General features: G+C 32.2%; 21 protein-coding genes. 9 read left to right on the plus strand and 12 right to left on the minus strand.

The genetic code is table 11. The annotated features are described in order from the left end of the window. Positions 1–5 precede the first annotated feature (5 nt). Complete coding sequence (locus tag ACN0WY_RS03880) at positions 6–2,642, minus strand: DEAD/DEAH box helicase family protein (protein ID WP_417799617.1); 2,637 nt, start codon at positions 2,640–2,642, stop codon at positions 6–8. A gap of 249 nt (positions 2,643–2,891) precedes the next feature. On the opposite strand from ACN0WY_RS03880, the gene ACN0WY_RS03885 reads away from it, so the two are divergent. The 3 genes from ACN0WY_RS03885 (at position 2,892) to ACN0WY_RS03895 (ending at position 6,065) form a co-directional block, all read left to right on the plus strand. Beyond that, entirely contained in the window at positions 2,892–4,193 is a 1,302-nt protein-coding gene (locus ACN0WY_RS03885) for a dihydrolipoamide acetyltransferase family protein (protein ID WP_417799618.1), read from the plus strand. 98 nt (positions 4,194–4,291) lie between these two features. Beyond that, positions 4,292–5,032 (plus strand): DUF6263 family protein, encoded by a 741-nt coding sequence (locus ACN0WY_RS03890; protein ID WP_330488150.1) that lies wholly within the window; start codon positions 4,292–4,294, stop codon positions 5,030–5,032. A 211-nt stretch (positions 5,033–5,243) separates the two neighbouring features. Then, a complete protein-coding gene (locus ACN0WY_RS03895; RefSeq protein WP_417799619.1) occupies positions 5,244–6,065 on the plus strand; it encodes a hypothetical protein in 822 nt (273 codons plus the stop codon). Between the two features lie 35 nt (positions 6,066–6,100). Here the strand turns inward: ACN0WY_RS03895 and ACN0WY_RS03900 are convergent, their stop codons facing one another. Beyond that, positions 6,101–6,778, minus strand: coding sequence for a GNAT family N-acetyltransferase (locus ACN0WY_RS03900; protein WP_417799620.1), 678 nt, complete (start codon positions 6,776–6,778; stop codon positions 6,101–6,103). Further along, a complete protein-coding gene (locus ACN0WY_RS03905; RefSeq protein ID WP_417799621.1) occupies positions 6,771–7,658 on the minus strand; it encodes a TIGR01777 family oxidoreductase in 888 nt (295 codons plus the stop codon). The genes ACN0WY_RS03900 and ACN0WY_RS03905 overlap by 8 nt, the downstream gene beginning before the upstream one ends. Before the next feature lie 198 nt (positions 7,659–7,856). Between ACN0WY_RS03905 and ACN0WY_RS03910 the strand changes: the two genes are divergently transcribed. From ACN0WY_RS03910 to ACN0WY_RS03925, 4 genes are all read left to right on the plus strand, one after another. Further along, entirely contained in the window at positions 7,857–8,507 is a 651-nt protein-coding gene (locus ACN0WY_RS03910) for a DUF4331 family protein (RefSeq protein WP_330488146.1), read from the plus strand. 28 nt (positions 8,508–8,535) lie between these two features. After that, positions 8,536–9,096 (plus strand): DUF4331 family protein, encoded by a 561-nt coding sequence (locus tag ACN0WY_RS03915; RefSeq protein ID WP_330488145.1) that lies wholly within the window; start codon positions 8,536–8,538, stop codon positions 9,094–9,096. Positions 9,097–9,185: 89 nt separating this feature from the next. Further along, positions 9,186–10,481, plus strand: coding sequence for a tetratricopeptide repeat protein (locus ACN0WY_RS03920; RefSeq protein WP_417799622.1), 1,296 nt, complete (start codon positions 9,186–9,188; stop codon positions 10,479–10,481). 15 nt (positions 10,482–10,496) lie between these two features. Next, a complete protein-coding gene (locus tag ACN0WY_RS03925) occupies positions 10,497–12,725 on the plus strand; it encodes a TonB-dependent receptor (protein WP_417799623.1) in 2,229 nt (742 codons plus the stop codon). 113 nt (positions 12,726–12,838) lie between these two features. On the opposite strand, the gene ACN0WY_RS03930 is transcribed toward ACN0WY_RS03925, so the two are convergent. From ACN0WY_RS03930 to ACN0WY_RS03955, 6 genes are all read right to left on the minus strand, one after another. After that, entirely contained in the window at positions 12,839–13,636 is a 798-nt protein-coding gene (locus tag ACN0WY_RS03930) for an anti-sigma factor domain-containing protein (protein WP_417799624.1), read from the minus strand. Beyond that, positions 13,636–14,163, minus strand: a complete 528-nt coding sequence (locus tag ACN0WY_RS03935) for a sigma-70 family RNA polymerase sigma factor (protein WP_330488141.1) — start codon at positions 14,161–14,163, stop codon at positions 13,636–13,638. Before ACN0WY_RS03935 ends, ACN0WY_RS03930 begins: the two co-directional genes overlap by 1 nt. A 168-nt stretch (positions 14,164–14,331) precedes the next feature. Next, positions 14,332–16,869, minus strand: a complete 2,538-nt coding sequence (locus ACN0WY_RS03940) for a zinc-dependent metalloprotease (RefSeq protein WP_330488140.1) — start codon at positions 16,867–16,869, stop codon at positions 14,332–14,334. A gap of 144 nt (positions 16,870–17,013) precedes the next feature. Continuing rightward, positions 17,014–17,580: a YdeI/OmpD-associated family protein gene (locus tag ACN0WY_RS03945; protein WP_330488139.1), complete on the minus strand. Its 567-nt coding sequence runs from the start codon at positions 17,578–17,580 to the stop codon at positions 17,014–17,016. A gap of 1 nt (position 17,581) precedes the next feature. Beyond that, complete coding sequence (locus ACN0WY_RS03950) at positions 17,582–18,910, minus strand: M28 family peptidase (RefSeq protein WP_417799625.1); 1,329 nt, start codon at positions 18,908–18,910, stop codon at positions 17,582–17,584. Between the two features lie 104 nt (positions 18,911–19,014). After that, positions 19,015–19,398 (minus strand): DUF6249 domain-containing protein, encoded by a 384-nt coding sequence (locus ACN0WY_RS03955; RefSeq protein WP_417799626.1) that lies wholly within the window; start codon positions 19,396–19,398, stop codon positions 19,015–19,017. Between the two features lie 137 nt (positions 19,399–19,535). Between ACN0WY_RS03955 and ACN0WY_RS03960 the strand changes: the two genes are divergently transcribed. Then, entirely contained in the window at positions 19,536–20,120 is a 585-nt protein-coding gene (locus ACN0WY_RS03960) for an RNA polymerase sigma factor (RefSeq protein WP_417799627.1), read from the plus strand. Then, positions 20,107–20,520 (plus strand): hypothetical protein, encoded by a 414-nt coding sequence (locus tag ACN0WY_RS03965; protein ID WP_330488135.1) that lies wholly within the window; start codon positions 20,107–20,109, stop codon positions 20,518–20,520. Before ACN0WY_RS03960 ends, ACN0WY_RS03965 begins: the two co-directional genes overlap by 14 nt. A gap of 7 nt (positions 20,521–20,527) precedes the next feature. Here ACN0WY_RS03965 and ACN0WY_RS03970 read toward each other — a convergent pair whose 3' ends face one another. From ACN0WY_RS03970 to ACN0WY_RS03980, 3 genes are all read right to left on the minus strand, one after another. Continuing rightward, positions 20,528–21,700, minus strand: coding sequence for a nuclear transport factor 2 family protein (locus ACN0WY_RS03970; protein WP_417799628.1), 1,173 nt, complete (start codon positions 21,698–21,700; stop codon positions 20,528–20,530). A 193-nt stretch (positions 21,701–21,893) separates the two neighbouring features. Continuing rightward, on the minus strand, positions 21,894–23,708 hold the full coding sequence (locus tag ACN0WY_RS03975) for a DUF885 domain-containing protein (protein ID WP_417799629.1): 1,815 nt from the start codon (positions 23,706–23,708) through the stop codon (positions 21,894–21,896). Positions 23,709–23,766: 58 nt separating this feature from the next. Then, the coding region (locus ACN0WY_RS03980; protein WP_417799630.1) for a hypothetical protein at positions 23,767–24,461 on the minus strand (695 nt) is incomplete at its 5' end.

The following is a 24,461-nucleotide window of genomic DNA, read 5'->3' on the forward strand; positions in this document are numbered from 1 at the left end:
TACTATTATTTCCAAACAACATTTTTCTTAGTAAGTTCATTATTCACGTTATGAATATGGAAAAGACGTGCCTTTAATAACAGTTTTCTTCCCTCCATAGTTCGAGTATATACCAACTTAGATTTACCCATGTGTTTGTTCCAGTGAGATAGAAAAACTTGACATTCTTTTTTACGAACACCAAAAATTTCTGGAACAGGAAAAAAATGATGTAGTTTTAATTTTCTGCGGAACCAACTCGTTTTTATCAGTAAATATTTAGGGTTATCGATAGGTTGTAACAACTCATCCAAAGCCTTTATGAATAATGTGCTTTCATACCTGTTTGCTCCGAGAATGGTACAAGAAACATTTCCTTTAGCTAATAATTCAGTATTAATTTGTATTTCGTTGATAGGCGTTGTTAAATGATTTAGCTCATGAAGAGATTCCAAAATTGCAGTTGCCATTTTAGCTATCTTTTTATGAATCAAACCGAAGTATACATACAATTGAACAGACTTATAAATTTTATAACCAAAAGTTAGTCCTAAGGCAGAAGACAAAGCAAATAAGAAATAAACAATTCCCTTTTGTAATAAAACATTAAAGTTTTTAATGATAAACTCAGGAAGAAAAAAGGATAAACCAACAATAATTTCACCAACCGTGTACTTTACAATATCTTGATAATACAACTTTTTCTGTTTAGGATATTGTTTATTCTTTTCATTAAAAAAGGTAAGTTCTTTACTAACTCCTGTTCCATGACTAGTGGCTTTTTTCCATCGTTGAGCAATTAAACTTCTGTTTTTAGATAGTTCTAAAGTCTTTTTGTTTTGTTGTTGAATATCATTATCAATAAAATTAATAGGAAGCTGTAAACGTCCTATTCCGCTGGTTATAACAGTTTTTTCATTGTTAGAAATGCCTAAGAAAGCGTTAAAACGACGAGCAAGAATTTCAAAATCTCGTCCTCCAAACTCATCCGAAGTATCAATACAAGCCAAATGCCAAATCAAGCCCACTTTATCAGGGCTTTTACTATCTACTCGAATAGCACGACCACGCATTTGGTTTGAAGTAACAAACGACCCCACTACTGAAGCCAAAATTAAACTGTTAATCGAGGGAGCATCCCAACCTTCTCCTAATAACGATTTTGTACCCACTAAAATTTTGATATGTCCGAGTTCAAAAAGCTGAGTAATGACTTCAACAATACTATGTTTAGATGAATTTTTAGTGGTAAGAATTACAAACTCAGTATCCGATTTTAAAGGAGTGTAATTGTAGTTATCAATAGCATCAATTAAACCAAGCTTAGTAATATTACTACTATGAATAATTACCAAACTACCTGTAAGAACAGCCAAACTATTTTTGTTTTTAGTAGTTGTTCTAACATGATGAAAAATAGGAATTACTCCTAGTTTTTTAATTTCTTTTATTTCAGCTAAAGTAGCGTTTAGGTATTCTTTTCTAATATAATCCGATAAAATAACACAACGTAATTCGTCTTGTAAATTTTGTTGTTCTTGTTGAACAATTGCGGTAATACTTTTTAATTTACTCGGACTATTACTGAGTGATTTATACAAAAGTTCACTCCCTATTAAATTAACTTTGTTGTTACTAAAAACAGCTAGTTTTCGAAGCTTTTTTTCTAAAACATCTAAATAAACTTCATCTTCAATAAGATTTTCACGATCAGTTACCAATAAGTGTTGAAACAAAATTTGAACCCATTCATTTGTAATTGAAGGAAAATCAATCTCTTCATCTTTATCAAAACCTAATACACGCAGTTTTTCAAAAGGAATCCTTTCTCCTGCTTCGTGTAAAAAGATTAACATAGAAGAAAAGAAATCAGAATACTTGTAGAGCTCTTCTAAGTTTTCCTCTGTTTTCGCATAAAATCGATGCTGCTTTAGAAAAGAAATAAATGCTTCATCTTTTAAAATGTCAGTAACAAACTGAGCAATTTTTAATCGGAAATCGGTAATAAAGTTGATTCCTTGATCTTCTGGCTTGGAAAGAAAAACTAAATCTTGATGCGGACAAAGATTGTGTTCTTTTACTAAATCAGGAACTACAATTTCATCGTCAATTTCTCCGCAAAGCTTAAAATATTTTTGAATTTCTGAGTTTTCACTATCGTAGGGTGGAGTGGCAGTTAAAGCAACAACCGTTTGCATGTGTTGCTCTTTTAAGTCAAATAAACATTTCCACCAAGCATTTTTTAAATGGTGAGCTTCATCTAATAACAAAACTTCTATTTGATGTTTTTTAAAGAAATTATAATAAGTTTCTTTTGTTTCAAAAGACTTATAAAAACTGTGTAAAGCCTGGTAAGTAGAAAAGGTAATATCAGAAGGTTGTTTAATATCAAATGAAAGCTGTGTGAAATTACAATCGCTAGTAAAAAAGTTTTGCAAACGATCTTCCCACTGATTTCTAATGGTTAAAGTGGGAGCTAAAATCAGTGTTTTTTTTCCGATTCGTTTAATAATTTCTATTCCTAAAATGGTTTTTCCCGAGCCAGGTGGTGCAACTATATGAAAATGATCATCCTGTATATGAACTGAAAAATTTTGAAGCACTTTTGCTTGATAAGGTCTCCAGTCAAATAAGAAGTTAAGTTTGGTAATAGCTTCGTTCAACAATTTTTAATTAGGTTAAAGAGTTCAAAAATAGAATTTTGAGTTAACAAACAAAACTTTAATTTAATATTAGATTATTCGTAACAATATCTGTTTATTATAGAGATAACAATAATCTAACTATGATTTTTCAGAGTTGAATTGAGGATAATTTAATTGCAAAAGAAGAAATCAGAAATATTTAACGGATAAAATCATGAAAAAATCGTTGCTTTTTAGTAACTTCGCAAGCGTTTAAAATTATACACTATGGCTAGATACGAATTGAAGTTGCCTAAAATGGGCGAAAGTGTTGCAGAAGCAACAATAACTTCTTGGGTAAAAGAAGTTGGAGAAACTATTGATATAGATGACACCGTTGTTGAAGTAGCTACCGATAAAGTAGATAGTGAAGTACCTAGTGAAGTAGAAGGGACCTTAGTTGAAATCTTATTTGAAAAAGATGCTGTTGTGCAAGTAGGAGAAACTATTGCAATTATAGAAACAGAAGGAGAAGAAGCGGCAATAACTGATGCATCTAAGAAAGAAGAGGTAAAACCAGAAACTGTTGCAGCAGTAGAAAAAACAGTCGAAGTAGCTAAAGAAACGGTAGCTACTACAATCGATACATCCTCAAGTGATCGTTTTTACTCACCATTAGTAAAGAGTATTGCGCAAACAGAAGGAATATCTGTAGAAGAGTTAGAAATTATAAAAGGAACGGGTAAAGAAGGAAGAGTTACTAAAAATGATATGTTATCATATTTAGAAAATAGAGGAAGTCAACCTAAAGTTGCAACACCGGCTTCAACAGAAAAGAAGCCAGCAGCTCAACCTACACCAACGCCAGTTTCATTAAGCGGTCAAGATGAAATTATAGAAATGAGTCGTATGGGGAAATTAATCTCTAAACATATGGTTGATTCTATTCAAACATCGGCACACGTACAGTCGTTTATTGAAATTGATGTAACGAATATAGTTAATTGGAGAAATAAAGTTAAAAATGCCTACCAACAAAGAGAGGGAGAAAAGTTAACATTTACACCAATATTTATGCAAGCTGTAGCTTCTACAATTAAGAAGCATCCAATGATAAACATTTCTGTTGATGGTGATAAAATCATTAAGAGAGGGAATGTAAATTTAGGAATGGCAGCTGCTTTACCTGATGGAAATTTAATAGTACCAGTAATTAAAAATGCTGATATGTTAAATTTAGTGGGGATGACAAAACAAGTAAACGATTTGGCAACCAGAGCACGTGCTAATAAGTTAAAACCAGACGAAATTCAAGGAGGAACTTATACGGTAACCAATGTTGGTAGTTTTGGAAGCATTACAGGTACTCCAATTATTAATCAACCTCAGGTTGCAATTTTAGCTTTAGGAGCTATTGTTAAGAAACCTGCAGTAATTGAAACTCCTGAAGGAGATTTTATAGGAATTCGCCATAAAATGATTGTTTCGCATTCTTACGATCATAGAGTGGTAAACGGAGCCTTAGGAGGTATGTTTATAAAAACATTAAAAGAAATTTTAGAATCTTGGGATATAAATCAAGATTTTTAAAAAATAAATATTAATATTTAAAAGGCTTAGGTAAATACCTAAGCCTTTTAATTTTTACCTATATTAGCTACTTAAAAGTATAATAGAAATTAAAAAAGATGAAAAAAATTTTAATAGCACTTTTGTTAGGGGTAACCATAATAAGTGCAGCACAAGAAAAAGTGTTACTTCGTTTAAACTATGAAAAAGGACAGTCATATACTATGGATATGAATATGAGCCAAGTGATAGGCATAGGTATGATGACCAACGATATGCATATTCAAATGAAGTATAATATTACTGGTGTTTCTGATAACACCTATGAAAGTAGTGCACAAATTACTAAGATGGCGATGGATATGAAGCAAGGAGGAATGAACTTATCCTATGATTCGACCAAAAAAGATGAAGAATTAGACGAAGCTGGAAAAATGATGAAGGCTAAAATGCAACCAATGTTGTCTGCTACAATTATAACAAAAGGAGACAATTTAGGGAACATTATAGAAACTAAAGTTGAACCTAGTACTATTCAAGGAGCTAAAGATTTTGCAAAACAATCAGGGAGTGTAATTTACCCTAAAGAAGCTGTTGCAGTAGGTGATACTTGGACAAAAACTAAAAATGATGGAACAATGAATTTTAGTTTTATCTATAAAGTAAAATCAATTACTTCTAAAAATGTTTTAATAGATATTTCTGGAAAAATAACAGGAGCAGCAGATGGTGATATTACCGGTGCTATGGATATCGATAGAAGTACTGGCATGCCTTTAGAATCAAAAATTAATATGACGATGAAGGTTCAAGGACAAGACGCAACAACTAATATGACAGCCAAGTTTACGAAAGGTTAAAAACATACCTCATAAAGTTATTTGAAAAGCTCAGAATTTATTCTGAGCTTTTTGGTATGCTAAAAACAGTTAAAATACTTGTTTTTAATATGTTGTAATTTGTTAATTTTGTAAAACCCTCATTATACTTCTCGCAATGGGGTAGTTTAGAATACACTATTCAAGCAAACCCATAATTACATTTTTTCAATCATAACTAAAACTAACTATTATGAAAACTGTTAAACTTATGCCATTAATGGGGTTTTTATTATTTATGCTTATCCCAATATCTGCCTTTTCACAAGAAGAGAATCAACGTCCAGAGTATATAACTGTCACGACAGGACACTGGAACCTTAACTATGAAAATTTTGATAAAGAGGAATGGATTGCTGTAGAAAAAGAGTTTTTAGACAATGTGGTAAAGAAGAATGAATTTATCTTAAGATCATTTGTGTTTTTACATCGCTTTACACCAGATAATACAGAAATAGTTTTTGTAACTACATACTCTTCTTGGGATGCTATTGATAAAGCTTATAAAAAAAGTGGAGAACTAATAAATAAAGCTTGGCCAGATAAAGATAAAAGAGAAGCGTACTTTAAGAAAAAAGAGGCGTATTACATACCTAACCATTCAGATGAGATTTATGTACCTATAGGTGGAGCAAAAATCTTGCAACCAACAAATAAAGAGATGATTTGGTTAGTAGTAAAAGGACATTTTGCTTTTCCAGAAGATGGCTCTATGGAAGAATACGATGCATTATCCAAACAATATTTAGATAATGTTATTCAAAAAAATGAATTTATAAAAGGATTTTACCAGCATACACATGCTTGGGGATCAGATAGAACAGAATATACCAGAGCTTATGTAGTAGAGTCAATGGCAGATTTAGATAAAATGAGAAAAAAGAGTGATGAACTTTTTAAGGAGCATTGGTCAGACCAAGCTAAAAGAAAAGAGTATGGAAAACAAATTGGAAAATATTTTACAGGGAAACACGGAGATTACATTTACACATCAGTACCAGAATTGACTAAATAAATATATACAGAAAGAGCTCAGGAATTTCTGGGCTCTTATTTTTTATGGAAAAACCACCAATTCATATCTCTTGAGAGTTTGTACCCTAATTTTTCATAAAGTTGTATTGCAGGGTTTCCTTTGTTGGTATGCAAAATAGGATGTTTTCCAGCGGTTAAAATTTCTTTAGTAACATGTTGAGAAAGTTGTTTAGCAAATCCTTTTCTGGTGTATTTAGGATGGGTAACTACAGCGCTAACTTCAATAAAATCATTGGTTTGCATCCGTTGTCCGGTTACAGCAACAAGCTTTTGGTCTTTAAAAATTCCAAAATACTTCCCCATATCAAAAGTTCTTTTCCTGTAATAACCTGGCATTACTAACCATACTAGATTAAAAATGTCATCAACGTGTTTTTCAGTTAATGGTATTATTTCTTCTGTAATATCAAAATCTGTTAAGTTTTCAAGTACCATTTGGCAGCCATCAATCTTTTTATATAGAAGAATTTTGTCTTTATCGTAGGTAGGGATTTTTGTTTCAGAAACTAAAAAGAATTTATCTGTAAGCGTTGCATATTCATTCAGGGCATTTGCAGTTTTTGAAGCCTCTGTAAAAGCACCGAAAGGACAAATAGTAGGATTATAAAACTTTACGTTATCATAATTAATAGCAAATTTTTCATGTGTTTCACACAACGAATGCCAAACAGGATTTTCAAGTTTGTTATCCATTATAAATATTGGTTAAAGCTGTGACTAAGTCTGAAAAAATAAAATTATAGCTGCTATTTGTTTTCTTAGAAGAAACCCTGCTTCCTTTTAATAAAATATAAGCCATTTCACCTAAAGCGGCTTTTAAAATAAACGAAGGAGCATTCATAGGAAGTACGGGTTTATTGATAACCTTACTTAATACCTTCGTAAAATTTTCATTGGTTTGATGTTCAGGAGCAACAGCGTTATAAACTCCAGTAAAACTGTTGTCTTCTATTGCTTTTGTATACAGTTCACATAAATCAACAATATGAATCCAAGGCATGTATTGTTTACCATTTCCTAAGGCAGATAAAAACAAAGGGGTATTCATTTTTTGCAATGCACCACCATTTTTTGAAAGCACGACACCAGTTCGTAAAATTGTTATTGGAATGTCAATATGTTTAAATTGATGAGTAGCCGCTTCCCATTTTACACAAATTTTAGAGATAAAATCATTTTCGGGCTTATCTTTTTCTGTATAGATCTTATCAGAAGTAATTGCTCCATAATACCCAATACCAGAAGCAGAAATAAACTTTTTAAGAGGTATTTGATATTCTTGTACTTTATTAAATAGTAAAGTAGCTGTTTTTACACGGCTATCAATTAATTCTTTTTTTCTTTCATTGGTCCAACGTTTATCAGCAATTCCAGCTCCAGCCAAATGAACAATATGACTCACATTATTAAAAGCATCTTTATCGATAAACCCTTCTTTAACATTCCAACGAAATTCGTTATTCTTTTTTGGGGTTCTGGTAAGAATGTTAACGACATGTCCTTTGCTAGTTAACTTTTTAGTTAACTCTTTTCCAATTAAACCAGTTCCTCCTGTAATTAATATAGTCGCCATAGTACTCAAAAATAAACATTCATTTTTAAAAAAATGAGGCGAGTAGAAGAAAGATTATAAAAAAATATTCATCATACACCCTAGTAAAATTAAGGCTTATCAGTCTTTCGTGAAAAAAAGTTTAAAAAAAAGAAAACCACTATTATCATTTTCTCGTAAGTAAGGTTGAATGAGTAATTAACTTTAAAATTTACAACCATGAAAAAAATGAAATTAATTATTGGAGCTAGTGCTTTAGCATTAATAGGACTAGTTTTATTGGCAGCCGATCACATTGACGCTCCAAACGTAACAGGAGGTTCAAGTGATATTACAGACTATTACGCCTTCCAAGGAGAAAATACAAGCAATCTTGTATTTGTAGCAAATATCCAAGGATTGTTAAGTCCATCTGCTACAGCATCAGCGAGCTTTGATGAAAATGTATTGATAGAGTTCAATATTGACAACAATGACGATAAAGTTGAAGACTTGGTAATTCAGGCAATTCCAAGAGATGGGAAAATGTACTTTTTTGGTCCCTATAGTCCATCAACAACAGGTTTAAGTAGTACGTTACCACAAGATGGTTCAGAATACGGGGTGTCTATAACACCTTACGGATCTAGTGCTATTATTGGAAGTAAAGGAGGAATGCAATTTTTTGCAGGACCTAGAGACGATCCTTTCTTTATGGATTTTGCTCAATACGGTGAAATCATCGCAGGAAATGCAGGCGGTTTTAACGATCCTGGGGCGGATACTTTTGCTGGTACAAATGTATTATCGGTAGTAGTAGAGGTACCAAAATCTATGATTGGAGGTTCAGGAACCATCAATACTTGGGTAGAAACTAAAATGAAGCAGTAAAAATCAATCAACTTTAAAAATAAAAGACATGAAACTTAACAATATAAAAATTTTAGCAATTTTAATCCTATCAACTTTTGCTTTAGCAAGTTGTAGTGACGACGATAACAATGTACCGCCAATGGCTTCTATTGATTTTTCAGGAAGTTATATGCAAAAAGACCAAATGGGTAGACCAGCAGTGAACACAGTTTTTGTAAATAGTGATATGAAAGATGCGTTTAACGTTACAATACCGTCTGAACAAGGAGCAAACTTCGCTGCCATGTTTGAAGCGAATTTAAAAGCATTAAGTCCAGCCTACGCAAATGATGGTGATGCAAATGCATTAGGTTTAGATGCTGCCACTTTTGCCAGCGTTTTAGCAACTGACGTGCTAACTGTTTCATTAGATGGTACAACAACTTTTTATGACGGTACTAATGTGTTAACAGGGAGAGCTTTAGCAGACGACGTAATTACAGTTGAATTATTATTGATTTTTGGAGGGGAAGATTTTTCCGAAAACCCAACATTGTCAGATGATCATGTAGATGGAAATGATAAAGACTTCTTAAGTTCTTTTCCATATTTGGCAAGTCCTTGGTAGAACGGGATGACTAACCCTCCTAGGGGTGAAATTGGTTGCTTTTTAGCAACCAATTTTTAAACAAATTACAAACTAAAAATCCTTCTAAAATGAAAACTATTAACCTAATTATATGTGCTATTTTAAGTAGCGCCATAGTGAGTTGTACCACTTCAAAAACAACAAAGGTAGCTAACCAAGAAGAGTATAATAAGTACTTAGAGAATACGATGACTGCTTCAGAGTCGTTAGCGCAAAAAGAACTAAACTTTTGGCAGAAAAAACTTAATAATCAGCCAACACAATATCCGTATTTAAGCAAAATAGCAAAGGCTAATACGTTACTTTTCTCAGAAAAAGGAACTATTTCTTACTTGATAGAAGCGGAGAAAAAGCTGTTACAAATTAATCAAAAAACAAATTATAACAAAGCTTCATATTTACGATCATTAGCAAGAAACTATATTTCTCAACACCGATTTAAAGAATCGTTAGAATTGCTAAAAAAAGCAGCAATAAATGGAGAGAATTTAAAAGCGACTCAAAAAATGCTATTTGATGTTTATTTAGAGTTAGGAGAACCTAACAAAGCTTCAGAATATTTAGCCAAAATTGAGGATTATGCCGACTTTGACTACTTAATTAGAGTTTCTAAATGGCATGATTATAAAGGAGATTTGTCTTCTGCAATTCGTTTTATGGAAAAGGCGATGAAAAAAGCTGAAGAGGCAAATAACAAGGAATTAAAAGCTTGGAGCTATACTAATTTAGCTGACTTTTATGGGCATAACGGTCAAATAAAGGATTCTTATAATTTATACTTAAAAGCATTAGAACTAGATAACAGTAATGCGTATGCAAAAAAAGGCATTGCTTGGATTGTATATTCTCATGATAAAAATGCAGATGAAGCACTACGAATTTTAGATATCATAAGTGACGAACATTCCTCACCAGATTACTATTTGTTAAAGGCAGAAATAGCTGAGTTTAAGAATAATTTAACAATGAAAGAAAGTAATATAGAGGTATATTTATCGGCTGTGAAAAATAGCTTGTATGGTGTAATGTATCATCAGCATTTAGCGAAGTTATATCTAGAAGAATTTAACGATACAGCTAACGCATTATCGTACATAGAAAAAGAAATTGAGAGCAGGCCTACGCCACAATCATACGATTTACTAGCTTGGTATTATTACAAAAATAAAGAGTTTAAAAAAGCTTTAGAAGTAATTAATACACATGTAGTAGATAAAACTTTCGAGCCCGAAATACAATATCATATAGCTGAAATTTACAAAGCAAATGGAATTAATGATAAAGCTATGGCTTTAAAAGATGAGTTGCTAGAAAGCTCTTTTGAATTAGGTCCGTTGATGACAGAAAAAATTTTAAGTATATAGTTAAACCCCAGTATTTTGAAAGCAAATATTTTATTTTTAGCATTATTGCTAGGTAGTTGTCATGTATTTTCGCAACAATTTAAGGGAAAGGTATTTAATACTAATAAAAAGCCTTTAGAAAATGTGTACGTATACAACACTACCAGTAATAGTCATACACACACGAAAGTTAATGGAGATTTTATCTTAGATAATTCAAAAGTAGGAGATATTATTGAATTTGGAATTTTAGGATATAAAAAAATCAAGCTACAATTAGATCGTGATGATTTAAGATCATCTAAAGTAATTGTCTTAGAAATGAAAAGTTTTTTATTAGATGAAATGGTACTGTCTAATAAAAGAGATCCATTACAAACAATTGTTAGAGTTGATTTAGATAAAAAACCAGTAAGTTCATCTCAACAAATATTACAACGAGTACCAGGGCTTTTTATAGGTCAACATGCGGGTGGAGGAAAAGCAGAACAAATATTTTTAAGAGGTTTTGATATCGATCATGGTACTGATATAGCATTGTCGGTAGATGGAACACCAGTAAATATGGTTTCTCATGCACATGGACAAGGGTATAGTGATTTACACTTTATTATTCCTGAAACGATTGAAAAAATAAACTTCGGAAAAGGGCCTTACTACGCTAGTAAAGGTGATTTTAATACCGCTGGATATGTAGATTTTAAAACAAAAACATATTTAGAAAATAGCGAAATTGAAGTTGGTATAGGGCAGTTCAATACTTTTAGAACTTTAGGAATGTTTAATTTATTAGACAAAAATAGTACTGATAATGCCTATGTAGCTATTGAATATTTAGCAACAGATGGTTTTGTAGAGTCTCCTCAGAATTTTAGCCGAATTAATATTTTTACGAAATATAGAACTTTTTTAAAAGACAATAGTAGTTTATCATTATCAGCTTCACATTTTACGAGTAAATGGGACGCTTCTGGGCAAATACCACAAAGAGAAGTTGATAATGGAAATATTACTCGTTTTGGTTCAATAGATGATACTGAAGGAGGAACAACCTCGAGAACAAACATAAATTTAGAACACTCAAAAGTTTTAAAGAATGATATTAGCGTAACGTCAAATGTTTTTTATTCGAACTATAATTTCAATTTATTTTCAAACTTTACTTTCTTTTTAGACGATCCTGTAAACGGAGATCAAATAAAGCAAACTGAAAATAGAGATATTTTTGGGTTCAATACACAGTTTAAAAAGAAGACATACGTGTCAAATACACCTGTAGAACTAACTTTTGGAACAGGGTTACGCGCTGATATCGTAGATAATTTAGAGCTATCACATACGCTACAAAGAAAAGAAGTATTAGACCAAATTCAATTAGGAAAGGTAAACCAAACCAACTATTACGCTTTTGTAAATAGTGAATTTGAGTTTGGGAAATTTATGGTGGCACCAGCGTTACGCTTAGACTATCTAAAATTTAACTACAATGATTATTTATTACAAGAGTATAAAACATTTTCGGAATCGCAAGTGGTTGTCAATCCTAAAATTAATCTAACCTATACTCCAAACCAAAAAATTCAATGGTTTTTAAAATCAGGAATAGGGTTTCACTCAAATGATACTAGGGTAGTGGCAACACAACCTAATAAAAAAACTTTGCCTAGAGCCTACGGTGTTGATTTAGGAACAGTTTGGAAACCTACTTCAAAAATAGCTATAAATTCAGCAGTATGGTATTTGCTTTCAGAAGATGAATTGGTATATGTTGGAGATGCAGGTATTGTAGAGCCTTCAGGAGAAACACAACGGTATGGTATCGATTTAGGTCTTAGATATCAATTAACAAATTGGTTATATTTTGACAGCGATGCTACTTATACAAAAGCCAAAAGTATTGAAGCCCCATCTGGAGAAAACAATGTTCCTTTAGCTCCTAAAGTAACTGTAACAGGAGGCTTATCTGTAACTAATTTTAAGAATTTTTCAGGAGGAATGAATTACCGATATATAGGAGACAGACCAGCAAATGAAGATAATTCAATTGTAGCAGAAGGTTATTTTGTTACCGATGCCAATGTTAGCTATAAAGTAAATAACATAACATTTGGGGTTGCTTTGGAAAATATTTTTGACGTAGCTTGGAACGAAACACAATTTGCTACAGAATCAAGGCTACAAAATGAACCCAACCCTGTAGAAGAAATTCACTTTACACCAGGAACACCGTTTTCTGCTAAAGCCACCATACGATATTCTTTTTAAAAAAAATGATAGTCCGGGGGGACTTCATGAGTTGTCATTTTTTTAGAAGGATTAATGGCAACAAAAATATAGCCGCTTTAAGCGGCTATATTAATTTATGAATAGATTGTTGTTTATACTGCACCCAGAGTGTATAATTGTTCTAAAGTAGGTGTTTCACTTCCACCGGCTGGCTCTAAAGTTATACCAAAAGCTTGTGAATCATTTGGGTTTTCAATAGTGAATATTTTAGTATCACTAGCTGTAAATTGATCTATAGTTCCTAAGCTAGTAGGAGCCAAAGGATCAAGTTTTAAAGACCATACTTGGTACACCTTTCCTTCTGGAGGATTGGGTAAACCTTGAACATCTAAATATATATTTTTTGAGCTTTTGTTCCAATATACTTTAGCATAGGCTTCAGGATACACTTTTTGTCCCTGTAATGGAACCGTAACTATTTCTTTGCTTCTTATTACTGCTAAAAGTTTTTTGTTTTCAGCTAAATCAGCATTAGTTTTATCTAATTGAATTTCATACTGCTCTTTTGATTCATTAATTGTGTCTATTTGACCTTGTAAATTAGCACTCTTATTTAACGATAAAATTAAAGTACTCCCAACTACTAAGGCAGCAGCCCACCCAGTATAAGTTACCCAATTATTTTTTGATGTTCGTAAAGGAATTGTGTTGGCTGAATTTTCTTTTTCTTGTAACATTTTTATTAAAACGTCTTTAAAAGAATTTTTAGCATTTTTAGGAGCAACATGAGAAGTAAGTATAGAAATAGACTTTTCAATTTCTTTTACCTCTTCTAAAATCTCAGGATGTTCCATCATTAACCCATATACTTGCTCATTTTCTTTATCAGAAAGAGCCCCAGCTATATAGAGTTCTAATATTCCAGATTCTATGTGTTTGTTTGTAGCCATTATTTAAGCATAAGTCTTAATTCGTTAATACAATTTCGGCTTCTTGTTTTTACAGTACCAAGGGGTATTTTTAAACTTTCAGAAACTTCCTTTTGTGTAAAGCCTTTAAAATAAAGAAGCTCTATAACCTTAATACAAGTATCTTTTAACTTGTTTACAAAGTTTTTTATACCAATTGCATCTGTTTTAGAGTCCAAACTATCGTGGTTCTCTAATATATCTACGAAAATTTCGGCATCAAGGTTTTTTGAATTGTTCTTAAAGTTTTTAGATCTTGTTTTATCAATAGCAGCATTTCGGGCAATATTGATAATCCATGTAAAAAAACGTCCTTTTTTCTCAGAATAAGTGTTTGCATTATTCCAAGCTTTTATAAAAACATCTTGTGTTATTTCTTCAGCTACCGTCTGATCTCTAACAATATTGAAAATTACACCAGTAACGCTTTGTTTGTACATTTCGTAGAGGCTTTCAAAAGCTTTTACATCTTTGTTTTTAAAATTTTTAACGAGGGATTCTAGTTGCATATAGTTTATTGATTGGAGTACAAAATACTAAAAATCATTTAGAATCTACCTAAATATCCTTTCTATTAGGTTTATTACATGGTAATTAAAAGTTAGTTATAAGTGTGTGGTAAAAAAGAAACCCCATCATTTTGTAATGATGGGGTTGTATGATGGTTATTAATACTATTATTTTACGTCTTTAAGAGTATTATTAATTAACAGTTTTAATTGATTTTTATGAGCTTTTGTGGCAATATTTCCAACACCATTACTTACCCATGACTTAATTCTATTTAAGTTATATAAGGCCATGGCTTTAGAAGCATTTGTATATTTACTTTTTTCATTAACCATTTTTAATAACATCTTAGTATACTCTGTTTGTAAGTTTTGGCGGAAAGAGTTGATATTGGTATTTACATCCACCTTAAAAATCGCATTGTTAAGGTCTGTCATAAAAGTAGCCAGTTTATACTGATTTCCATACAATTCTGAATCAGAAATTCTTTGCAAAGTGTTTCTGTGTAAAATATGGTTTAGCACTCTTTTTTGATAGCTTAATACTTCTGCATGAATTTTAGGATCTTCAGACCTTGCAAAGAAGTTAAAACCACGTCTTTGTTTTGCTAAATAATTGTATAAATCTTTAGGAGCATTAAAGGCATCTGGAGCAAAAATGTAAGTTTTTAAAGCGTCCATAGCTCTTTTTTGATCTGCTAAACTAACAGGTGTGTATGGTTGACTAGCATTTTCCTGACCCGACACAGCTCTGTCTACATAAACACCACCTATAAACCTAGAAATTACATCACCTGCTCTAGCAGCTTGACCATTTAAGATATAATAAGCGTTTCTAAGCTCTTCATAAGTTTGTCCTTCTTTTGCAAAACGCTGTTTAATAGTAAACATCATGTTATTAGCCAGCTTAATGCGGTCAATTGAATATTTGATTTGATCGTTTGATAAATCACCTGTCATTACACGAGGATCTATCGCTTTACCAGGAGAACGCATATCGTCTGCATCATTACCAAAAATTAATTCTGGTTTTGTTGATTGCGCTAATAACGCATCCATCTCAGCTCTGTTCTTAAAAGGAGTATAACCGTATTGGATAGCCCAAATATCATAAGGTCCTACCGCAGTATCGTAATATTGTCCTTGTTTACTTCTATCAAGTGTTAAATTGATAGCGGCATAGTCCATAACAGAACCAGTTAAGCATTTTCCTTTTATAAAATCAGCATCGGCTAATTGCTCAGGAGAAAACAACTGACTTGCTTTCATATTGTGGTTTAAACCTAATGTATGACCAACTTCGTGCATGATTAATGATTTCATAGCTTCTCTTTTCATACCTTCCATTGCTAAATCAGATGCACCTGTCGCTGCTAAAACCGTCTTACCAAACATGGTGTTTTCATGCATTAAATGACCTGCTGAACAGTACATGTGGTTGTTTTCACTTGTAAAAATAGCACGTGCCTCTTCTTCCGAAGAAGCTTTAGACACCTCTCCAAATATTTTATTGTATTTCACGCGATTGGTAAAATGAACGTATTCAAGCATGATGTCAGCTCCTAAAATCTCACCTGTTTTTGGGTTTACAAAACTTGGTCCGTAACCACCAAATGGAGGGTTAGGAGAAGAAGTCCATCGCAACACATTGTAGCGAACATCGCCAGCATCCCATGTAGCATCCTCTGGTTGAACTTTTACAACCATAGCATTTTTGAATCCCGCTTTTTCAAAAGCCTCGTTCCACGCTAAAACACCTTCCTTTATAGTTTCAATAAACTCTTTAGGTGTTGAGTTCTCAATCCACCAAGTAATTGGTTTTACAGGTTCTGAAATAGCTAGCTCAGGATTTTTCTTAACAAGTTTCCAACGGTGTATAAAATCTCTATAATTCACTGTTTGTGTAGAGGTCATATCGTTAGTATTGGTTAAAAAATAACCTACTCTAGGGTCATCCATTCTCGCTTGGTAGTTGTTTTCAGGAAGGTTCATAAACGTATGAAAAACCTTTATAGAAATATATCTACCATCTTTAATGGCTGTAGATCCTTGGTTTAAAACTGTAGGGTTGTTGTACACATATTCAGTTTTAAGATTGGTGTTTTCAGGATAGTTTTTTATGGTGTTTATTTTCGACTTGTTTTTATCGAATCTACCTAATTTAAATGCAAAAGGTGAACTTTTAGGGAAGTTTGGAGCTTTAATTCGAGTAAATGCTTCAGAAATAAATAAAGGATTAGCATCGATTAAATATTCTCCTTTTTTCTCATCAGAGGCTAAAATTTTAGTGCTGGCTATAATCGCATCACTAATATTCGCCTTCGCCGACTTAGAAATCGCATTGTTTTCATCAAAATAAAATGAAGTATTAGGAGCAACAAATTCAATTTTATTGAAGTGTTTTTTTATGTTGAAAATACTTGAACCTCTATAAGCCCCTCTAAAAGCACCTGCTTCTGTAACACCGTCAGCAATTTGCGAGAAGTAAATAAAGTCTTTATTTAACTGTTCTTTCTTCAGTAATAATTTAACATCTCCAGTAACAGAGTCTTGGTAAATAGTAAATAGACCGTCTAATTTTTTACTGCTTTTTGTTAAGCTTTTAATTGTTTTTTGGGGTTTCTTTTTTGATGCAGAAGAAACTTCTGTTTTAGCTTTGTTCTTTTTCTTTTTCCTTTTTTGAGCATTCATGTCTTGTATGCCCATTATTGAAATGGTTAAAAAAAATAAACAAACTAACTGTAGTTTTTTGGTAAACATAATAATTTGTTTGAGTTGATAAATAATAAGAGTAGCAATTTACTTTTATTATTGTTTAATATTGTTAATTATATTATAAAATTTAACAGTTTATTTAGACTTTATGTTGGCTTTGCACAAACGAATTACTTCGTGAATTCGTTTAGTTCTCGTAGTTTCTCTTTTGGCTTGGTGTACCCAGTATAAGTAGCTCTTACGATAGGATGGAGCAAAGTTTTGATAGTTGTTAAAAGCAGTTGGGTTTTTATCAAATTGAACCTGTAAATCATTAGGAATAATTAAATTTTCTACAGTGTCTAAAGCATTCCAAGAGCCATTTTCTTTAGCAATTTTAACTGAAGTAATTCCCGAAGCATGCATTAAATTGGAGGCAGTCAGCTCTTTGATGTATTTTTTATTTAAAGCACTCCAAACACTTTTAGGTTTTCTGGGGCAGAAGTATTGCCGTCTTTTACCATCGCCTAAACTTTTCACAGTACTATCTATCCAACCAAAGCACAAAGCTACTTTTACAGCTTCTTCCCAACGCATACTAGGTATGGCTAAGTCAACTTTGTATAAAATTAAATGGACTCCATCACTTTCATTATGATTATCGAATAACCAAGCTCTCCATTCCATATGTGTTTTAAAATATAGATGAGGTTTATTGTCCATTTTAACGTATAATTTTTGAAGGGAACGAAACGATGCTTTCATGTCCGTTTTTACCTACAGCACTTACTCCAAAGAAATAGTTATCTAAGACAATTCCCTCTAAGGTAAACTCAGTAATATTTTCTACATATTTAAAGTTATCCCAAGTAGGAGAAGTGGTATCTCTCCAGTAAATTTTATAGCCTTTGGCATCATTTACCTTATCCCATTTAAGTTTGACAGATGCTTCAACAATACCGCCAATTCCTACATTTTTAGGCGAAGGTGGAGCAGCAGCAATGCTAGCTAAATTGATAGCATTTACAGCTGTTAATTTTTTAGCATATTCAAAATTTACAAATTGTAAGCGATCTCCGTATTCAATACCATTCTCAGTTCTAATGTCTTGGTGTTGTTGCGTATAGTTTTCATGTGCTTCCATAATTCGAATACCCGCAAAACCAGCATCGTTAAAAGGTCGGTGATGCCCGCCACGACCAAACCTATCTAGGCGATAAATCATTTTCGGATTCATTTCAGGCATATACGTTTTGGTAGTTTTGTATATATAACGTGCTAGCTGACGTGAAATTCCGTCTACCTCACCACCGTAAAAGCGACGCGCTTTTCGTTGACGTTCAGTTTCGGTAGGAGGCACAGGTTCAGAAAAGATTCTAAACGTACGATTATCAATTACGCCGTCAACACCTTTAATATTTCCAATCATATCATTATTCATAACCCCCACAATATTCCAGTTTTTTTCCTTGGCGTAGGCAGCCAATCCTTTTCCACCAAACAAACCTTGTTCTTCACCAGACAGTCCTACGTAAATAATACTATTTTCAAAGGTATAGTTACTTAATACACGAGCAGCTTCAATAGTACCCGCCATTCCAGACGCGTTGTCGTTAGCCCCAGGTGCATCATCGGTAAAATTATTAGGATCGGAAATTCTTGAATCAATATCGCCACTCATTACAATGTAATTGTTTGGATATTTAGTACCTTTTTGAATAGCCACTACATTTACCACCCAAACATCTTTAGTAATTCTAGCATTGGTTCCTTTTTTTACCAAGTCTTTTTGATAAAATACCTCTAGACAATGATTACAATCGGAAGAAATTTTATCGAATTCAGACTTAATCCAACGACGTGCTGCACCAATTCCACGCGTATTAGAAATGGTATCGCTTAATGTATGACGGGTACCAAAGTTAGCTAGTGTCGTAATATCAGCTTTAATTCTGTCACTAGAAATAGCATTGATAATATCGTATATTTTTGTATCGGTTTGCGCTAATATATTGGTAGAAATAAGTAAGAATAGTATGGTGAATTTTCTCATGTTAAGGAATTTAGTTTACTAAATTACAAAACAAAAAAGAGAATAAAATTAGCTTTATTCTCTTTTAACATATTTATTCAAGTACGTGTTTATTTAAACAAACTTTATTCGTTGTCTAATTTTTTAGTTTGATTGAAACCGATTAATAAAGCGCCGCCAGCACACAGAAAAATAGAAGCTACAAAGAAAACCTCAGCATCAATAGCATCTACTGGGCGTGTTTCCCATGGACCATTATAACCAAAGAGAGAACTTAAAATAACTCCTAATAAAACGCCAACACCTATTCCCATAGCTAATAAGGCCAAGTTTAAGATAATAACTCTTCCTGTTAGTGTAGAACGTTTTTTTTCGCCTTGCATAAAAATTTTGGCATCTACACCTTTTTCAATTAAAGCTAAACGTTCTTTATTTCTTGTTGAATAGAATAGATAAAAAATTCCGAATATTACTGCAAACAAGAACATAAATACAATTGCTACTTCCATATTTTTAAGTTTAAAATGATTATTTTTAATGTGTTTGCAAGTATGACAGTTGTACTTTAAAAAAGGTTACAGAAAATTTTTACTTTTTTTTAAAAATACTTGTAACCTTTTCTAAGATGGTACAGTCATAGTATAAAATGACTATTATTAACGATCAAACGTACATAGATAAAATTCTTAAAGGAGATACGAACGCTTATGCTTTTTTAGTAGAAAAGTATAAAGTAATGGTGTTTTCGTTAGCGTTAAAAATGGTAAAGAGTAGAGAGGAAGCTGAAGAGATATCACAAGATACTTTTATCAAAGCTTATAGAAATTTACCTAAGTTTAAAGGGGAGTCAAAGTTTTCTACTTGGCTGTATAAAATAACGTATAGAACTTGTTTAGATAGTTTGAAAAAGAATAAAGAAAAATACATAACCAACCCAATTGATGAGGTTGTCATCAACAGAATCCAATCTACGGATGGTATTTTAGAAGGTATTGAACAAAAAGAACGAGCACGAGTAATAAATAGTTGTTTGTTAAGTTTACCAGAAGAGGAGCGTTCCATTTTATGGATGTTTTATTTTGAAGAACTAAGTTTGAAGGAAATCGTATCGGTAACTGATTTTTCTGAAGCGAATGTTAAAGTGAAATTACACAGAGCGAGAAAGAGTTTACTGAATATAGTAGAAAAAAAAATAGCACCAGAATTGATTGATCATTATGGAAGAAAATAAAAACATAAAAGAGTTAGATGCTTTTACCAAAAAGTATATCAACGAAATAGAAGAGGAAGCACCGTCTATTGATTTTACTGCAAATATTATGGGTGCTATTTTAAAAGAAGAGGAATCCTCTATTTATAAAGCGACACCATTAATTTCTAAAAAAGTATGGGGTGTGTTAGCTAGTGTGTTAGCTATTAGTATGTTGTTTGTGTCAAAAGGAACTTCATTGAGTTGGTTAAAAATACCCAAGATGAGAATAGATTACTTATCAACTATTCAAATACCTAATTTATTTGAAGGTATTACAGTATCTAATTTAATGCTGTGTGCATGTTTCTTTTTTACCCTAATGGTTTTTGTGCAAATTTATTTTTTAAAAAATCACTTTACTAAAAGGTTAAAAATGTAAAATATTGTTAGCGAATAAACCTAACCACAGCAATTTTTCCACTAACTATTTCATAAATGGCAATAGCTTGAAAAGTAGCTCCGTTTGCTGTAACTTCTTCTTCATCTATCACCACGTTTCCTTTAACTATTCTACTAATAATCTTACAGTGTAAATCTTTTGTGGTTTCAAACTTAGGAGCATATCGTTTGCGCATTTCTTCAATACCTTCATATTCTAATTTATTTGGGTAACTGTACACTTTTACATCTTTAGCGTAAGGTTTTAAAAAAGCTTCTATATCTCTTTTATTATAAGCCTCTAATTGTTCTTGCGCTAAAGTTCTAGGAGATACTTCTGCTACGATTGCTAGTTTTGTTCCTTCAGAATTTGCCATAATTCTTGAAATATTATTAATGTTTTCATTTTTAAACTGGTGAAAAACAGATACCTTTTTGTTAGTTCTAGGGGTGTATTGAAAAATCATGTTCTGATAAGCAATTAACAACCTACCATCAGGAAGCCAACAAACATCTTGACTGGTTCCCGTAGAAACGATTTTTTTAGTTTCTTTAGAAATAGGATTTAATGACCAAACTTCCCATTTTTTACCATTTTGTTTCATGAAACTAACTAAGTTAGAGTTTGGAATTTTATGAAATGAACGTCCAGTTTGTTTAGCTACTGAGATGTTTGTGTTCTTTTTTAAGTCACTCATATAAAGTTCAAGAGTATCATTTACAATTACGGAAGAAATTACAAGGTTTTTAGTATACCACATTGGGTATGCTACTACCAAGTCTTTAATTAGTTCTTTACTTTTACCTGTTTTAAAGTTATATTGATAAAAACGTTGTAAGCCATTATCATCTAAACGTACAGCAGAAACATCTTTTGAGTTGGGAATTCGTTGCGGAGAATATTCGCCTCCATTGGGCGTATGATTCATAAAGCTCTTAGTTCCGCTATTCATAGAATATTTTACAATATCGGTTTGTCCATTTCTATTGGAAGCAAACAAAATGGTGTTGTCATCATAAAAATAAGGTTGGCTATCGTACCCATCATTATTTGAAATGTTTTTTCCATTGGTCACTTTCCATTTTCCGTTTTCAGAATTGATATCAAATAAATGAATTTCGGTATTTGTTTGAGCAAAAGTAAAGGAAGTAATGAATAGGGAGTATAATAGCTTTTTCATCTGTTTATTTTTATCGTTTTTTATTGGTCACACTTTGGCTGCGCTCAGTACAGGAATGTAATTTACCAACAAAGATATTGATAGGTATGAATATTCCTGATGGCTCATTTCATAATGCATAAATTGAGGTCTAAAATACTAAAAAAGTCCGCTCTAAATAGGTAGAACGGACTTTTTATGAAGATTTACAAAGTTACTTTTGAGAAGCTATCCACTTGTCAATTTTGTTTTCTAAAAGTGCCAACGGAATACATCCAGTTTCTAAAACCTGATTATGGAATTCTTTAATATCGAATTTATCACCTAATTCCTTTTTAGCCTTAGCTCGTAATTCACGGATTTTTAATTGTCCAATTTTATACGATAATGCTTGTCCTGGGTTCGCCATATAACGCTCAATTTCAGAGATAATACTTGCTTTACCTTCTGCTTCGTTGTCTAATGAATATTGAATTGCTTTTTCACGACTCCAACCTTTAGCATGCATTCCTGTATCGACTACTAAACGAATTGCTCGATGCATTTCCATACCTAACATTCCGAAGTATTGATAAGGATCGGTATATAAACCTAATTCTTTTCCTAAATTTTCAGTATACAATGCCCAACCTTCACCATAAGCACTGTACCATAACGTTTTTCTAAAATCTGGTAAGTCTTTATTTTCTTGTGTTAATGAAATTTGATAGTGATGACCCGGAATCGCCTCGTGTAAAAACAACGCTTCATCAGAAAATACGTTGTATTTAGTAGCATCAGGAATTGGCGTATAGAAAACTCCTGGACGAGTTCCGTCTAAAGAACCCGGGTTGTATTCAGCACTGGCAGAAGCTTCTCTGAATTTTTCAGTTTGCTTTACCACAAATGGAGTTTTTGGCTTGTTCCCAAATAACTTTTCCAATTGTGGCTTCATTTTTTCGTGAATCGCGTTAAAGTTATCAATAATTTGTTGCGGCTCTGTATATGGCATTAACTCTTTGTTATTACGAACAAAATCAAAGAACTCTTTTAAGCTTCCTTCAAAACCAACTTGCTCTTTTACTTTTTCCATTTCCGATAAAATTCGAGCGACTTCTTTTAGCCCTAATTCATGAATTTCATCAGCAGTCATATTGGTAGTCGTATAATTTTTGATAGCGTGTTGATAGTATGCTGTTCCGTTAGGAATATCAGAAATACCGCTACTTTCTCTACCAGCAGCTAAATAATCATTTTTTAAGAACTCATACATAGCTTTGAATGACGGAATTAACTTATCATTCAATATATTGGTATACGCTTCTGTTAATCTAGTTTTATCAGCATCAGAAAAATCAGCAGGTAAAGCGTTTATTGGAGAATAAAATAAATGTTCAGAAAAATCGGTAATTCCTTCAGAAGACTTTTTTACAACGGTTAAGCTTTCAAATTGAGGAATTACTTTTTGAATTAATGATTTAGGTAATACATATCCTTCATTCATTCCTTCTTGCATGCGTTCTTTAGCCGATTGCAGCCAGGTATTGTATTGGTCTAATCTACGTAACCAATTGCCGTAATCTTCCACTGTTTTAAAAGGTTGTGCGCTACTACCACTTGCCAATTGACCCATGGTAAGGTTAATTGTCCACATTTGGTTAATAGGCATTAATAAGTCGTTTTTATAGCTAGCTTGCGCCAATGCCATATCACAGTCCCAATCTAATACCGCTTTACTCATTTGTTGACTTTCGGTTAAGTCAGCATCTGTAAAATTGTTAAGTTTAGCTTTGTAATTTTTGAAAAATTCATTGTTTTTCGCTTGATATTCGTCTGACAATGTGTTAGGAAATTGATCGTTAAAACGATTGTCACCTGCAAAAGTTGCGCTTACAGGATTTAATTGTAGTTTTCCTTCGTTATAGTCTTTTAGTAACTGGTTAAACTCCGTGTTTTCAGGAGTAGGAGTGTTCAGCGTTTCTTTTTTTTCTTGTTTGCAAGAAGCAAGAAGTGTAGCCGTAGCTACTATGGTTAAGAGGATTTTCTTCATGGTTATATTTTTGAATGTGAACAAATATACCAAAAAGAACATCTTAGCTTTGTTAAAACTAATTGTTCTTGTAGTACCAAAAAGGGATTTGGGCTACATGCTCAAGTTTTTCTTTTTTTGTTGTTGTATTTAACACTTTCCTATGAATAGAAATTAAATGTTTTCCTTCTGTAATACCTTTTAGAGATAAAATGTTTTCAAACCCGAGTTGTTTATTTGTTTTAACAATTATAAAGTTAGAAGGCATTTGTAGGCTATCTATTTCAATTTTGTAAGACTCATTAAAAGCAGCTAGGTATTTGCTGTATATACTATCTTTTTTGGCAGAATATCCTTTTGATTTAGTGAAAATTTTGTACAAATTACTTTTTAAGCCTCTTTGATCTTCACTTGGTTTTAAGCTTGTATTCCTATTTAAAATAAAATCTTCAGTTTTCTTTTTAAAGGGAATAAATAGTGTAGTGTATGGTTTGTTAATTATCTTAGTTGGTATAGCTACATCTTTAACAAATTCATTCTTTTGAAGTAAATCTAAATAGTTGTTATTTCTAATATAATTCATTGAAGAATATGAATCAATTTCTAAATAATTTGACCTTACATTGTTTAAACTACTAATATAAAATATACACATGTATAAAGGAAAAAGTATGAAGGCAATTCTTCTTCCGAACTTATTATCTATAAGATTATAGAGTAAAGGTCTGTATAAGAAAGAAAGAGTAAGAATACTAAAGACTTTATAAATAGGCA

The organism is Tenacibaculum sp., from assembly GCF_048269885.1.
In the GTDB taxonomy this organism is placed as follows: Bacteria; Bacteroidota; Bacteroidia; order Flavobacteriales; family Flavobacteriaceae; genus Polaribacter.

Coding starts and splice junctions, on each gene's coding strand:
- ACN0WY_RS03895 (WP_417799619.1), top strand. CDS start 5,244: ATGAAAACTGTTAAACTTATGCCATTAATGGGGTTTTTATTATTTATG.
- ACN0WY_RS03920 (WP_417799622.1), top strand. CDS start 9,186: ATGAAAACTATTAACCTAATTATATGTGCTATTTTAAGTAGCGCCATA.
- ACN0WY_RS03960 (WP_417799627.1), top strand. CDS start 19,536: ATGACTATTATTAACGATCAAACGTACATAGATAAAATTCTTAAAGGA.
- ACN0WY_RS03930 (WP_417799624.1), bottom strand. CDS start 13,636: ATGGCTACAAACAAACACATAGAATCTGGAATATTAGAACTCTATATA.
- ACN0WY_RS03965 (WP_330488135.1), top strand. CDS start 20,107: ATGGAAGAAAATAAAAACATAAAAGAGTTAGATGCTTTTACCAAAAAG.
- ACN0WY_RS03885 (WP_417799618.1), top strand. CDS start 2,892: ATGGCTAGATACGAATTGAAGTTGCCTAAAATGGGCGAAAGTGTTGCA.
- ACN0WY_RS03935 (WP_330488141.1), bottom strand. CDS start 14,163: ATGCAACTAGAATCCCTCGTTAAAAATTTTAAAAACAAAGATGTAAAA.
- ACN0WY_RS03915 (WP_330488145.1), top strand. CDS start 8,536: ATGAAACTTAACAATATAAAAATTTTAGCAATTTTAATCCTATCAACT.
- ACN0WY_RS03900 (WP_417799620.1), bottom strand. CDS start 6,778: ATGGATAACAAACTTGAAAATCCTGTTTGGCATTCGTTGTGTGAAACA.
- ACN0WY_RS03955 (WP_417799626.1), bottom strand. CDS start 19,398: ATGGAAGTAGCAATTGTATTTATGTTCTTGTTTGCAGTAATATTCGGA.
- ACN0WY_RS03905 (WP_417799621.1), bottom strand. CDS start 7,658: ATGGCGACTATATTAATTACAGGAGGAACTGGTTTAATTGGAAAAGAG.
- ACN0WY_RS03910 (WP_330488146.1), top strand. CDS start 7,857: ATGAAAAAAATGAAATTAATTATTGGAGCTAGTGCTTTAGCATTAATA.
- ACN0WY_RS03970 (WP_417799628.1), bottom strand. CDS start 21,700: ATGAAAAAGCTATTATACTCCCTATTCATTACTTCCTTTACTTTTGCT.
- ACN0WY_RS03945 (WP_330488139.1), bottom strand. CDS start 17,580: ATGGACAATAAACCTCATCTATATTTTAAAACACATATGGAATGGAGA.
- ACN0WY_RS03950 (WP_417799625.1), bottom strand. CDS start 18,910: ATGAGAAAATTCACCATACTATTCTTACTTATTTCTACCAATATATTA.
- ACN0WY_RS03940 (WP_330488140.1), bottom strand. CDS start 16,869: ATGGGCATACAAGACATGAATGCTCAAAAAAGGAAAAAGAAAAAGAAC.
- ACN0WY_RS03975 (WP_417799629.1), bottom strand. CDS start 23,708: ATGAAGAAAATCCTCTTAACCATAGTAGCTACGGCTACACTTCTTGCT.
- ACN0WY_RS03890 (WP_330488150.1), top strand. CDS start 4,292: ATGAAAAAAATTTTAATAGCACTTTTGTTAGGGGTAACCATAATAAGT.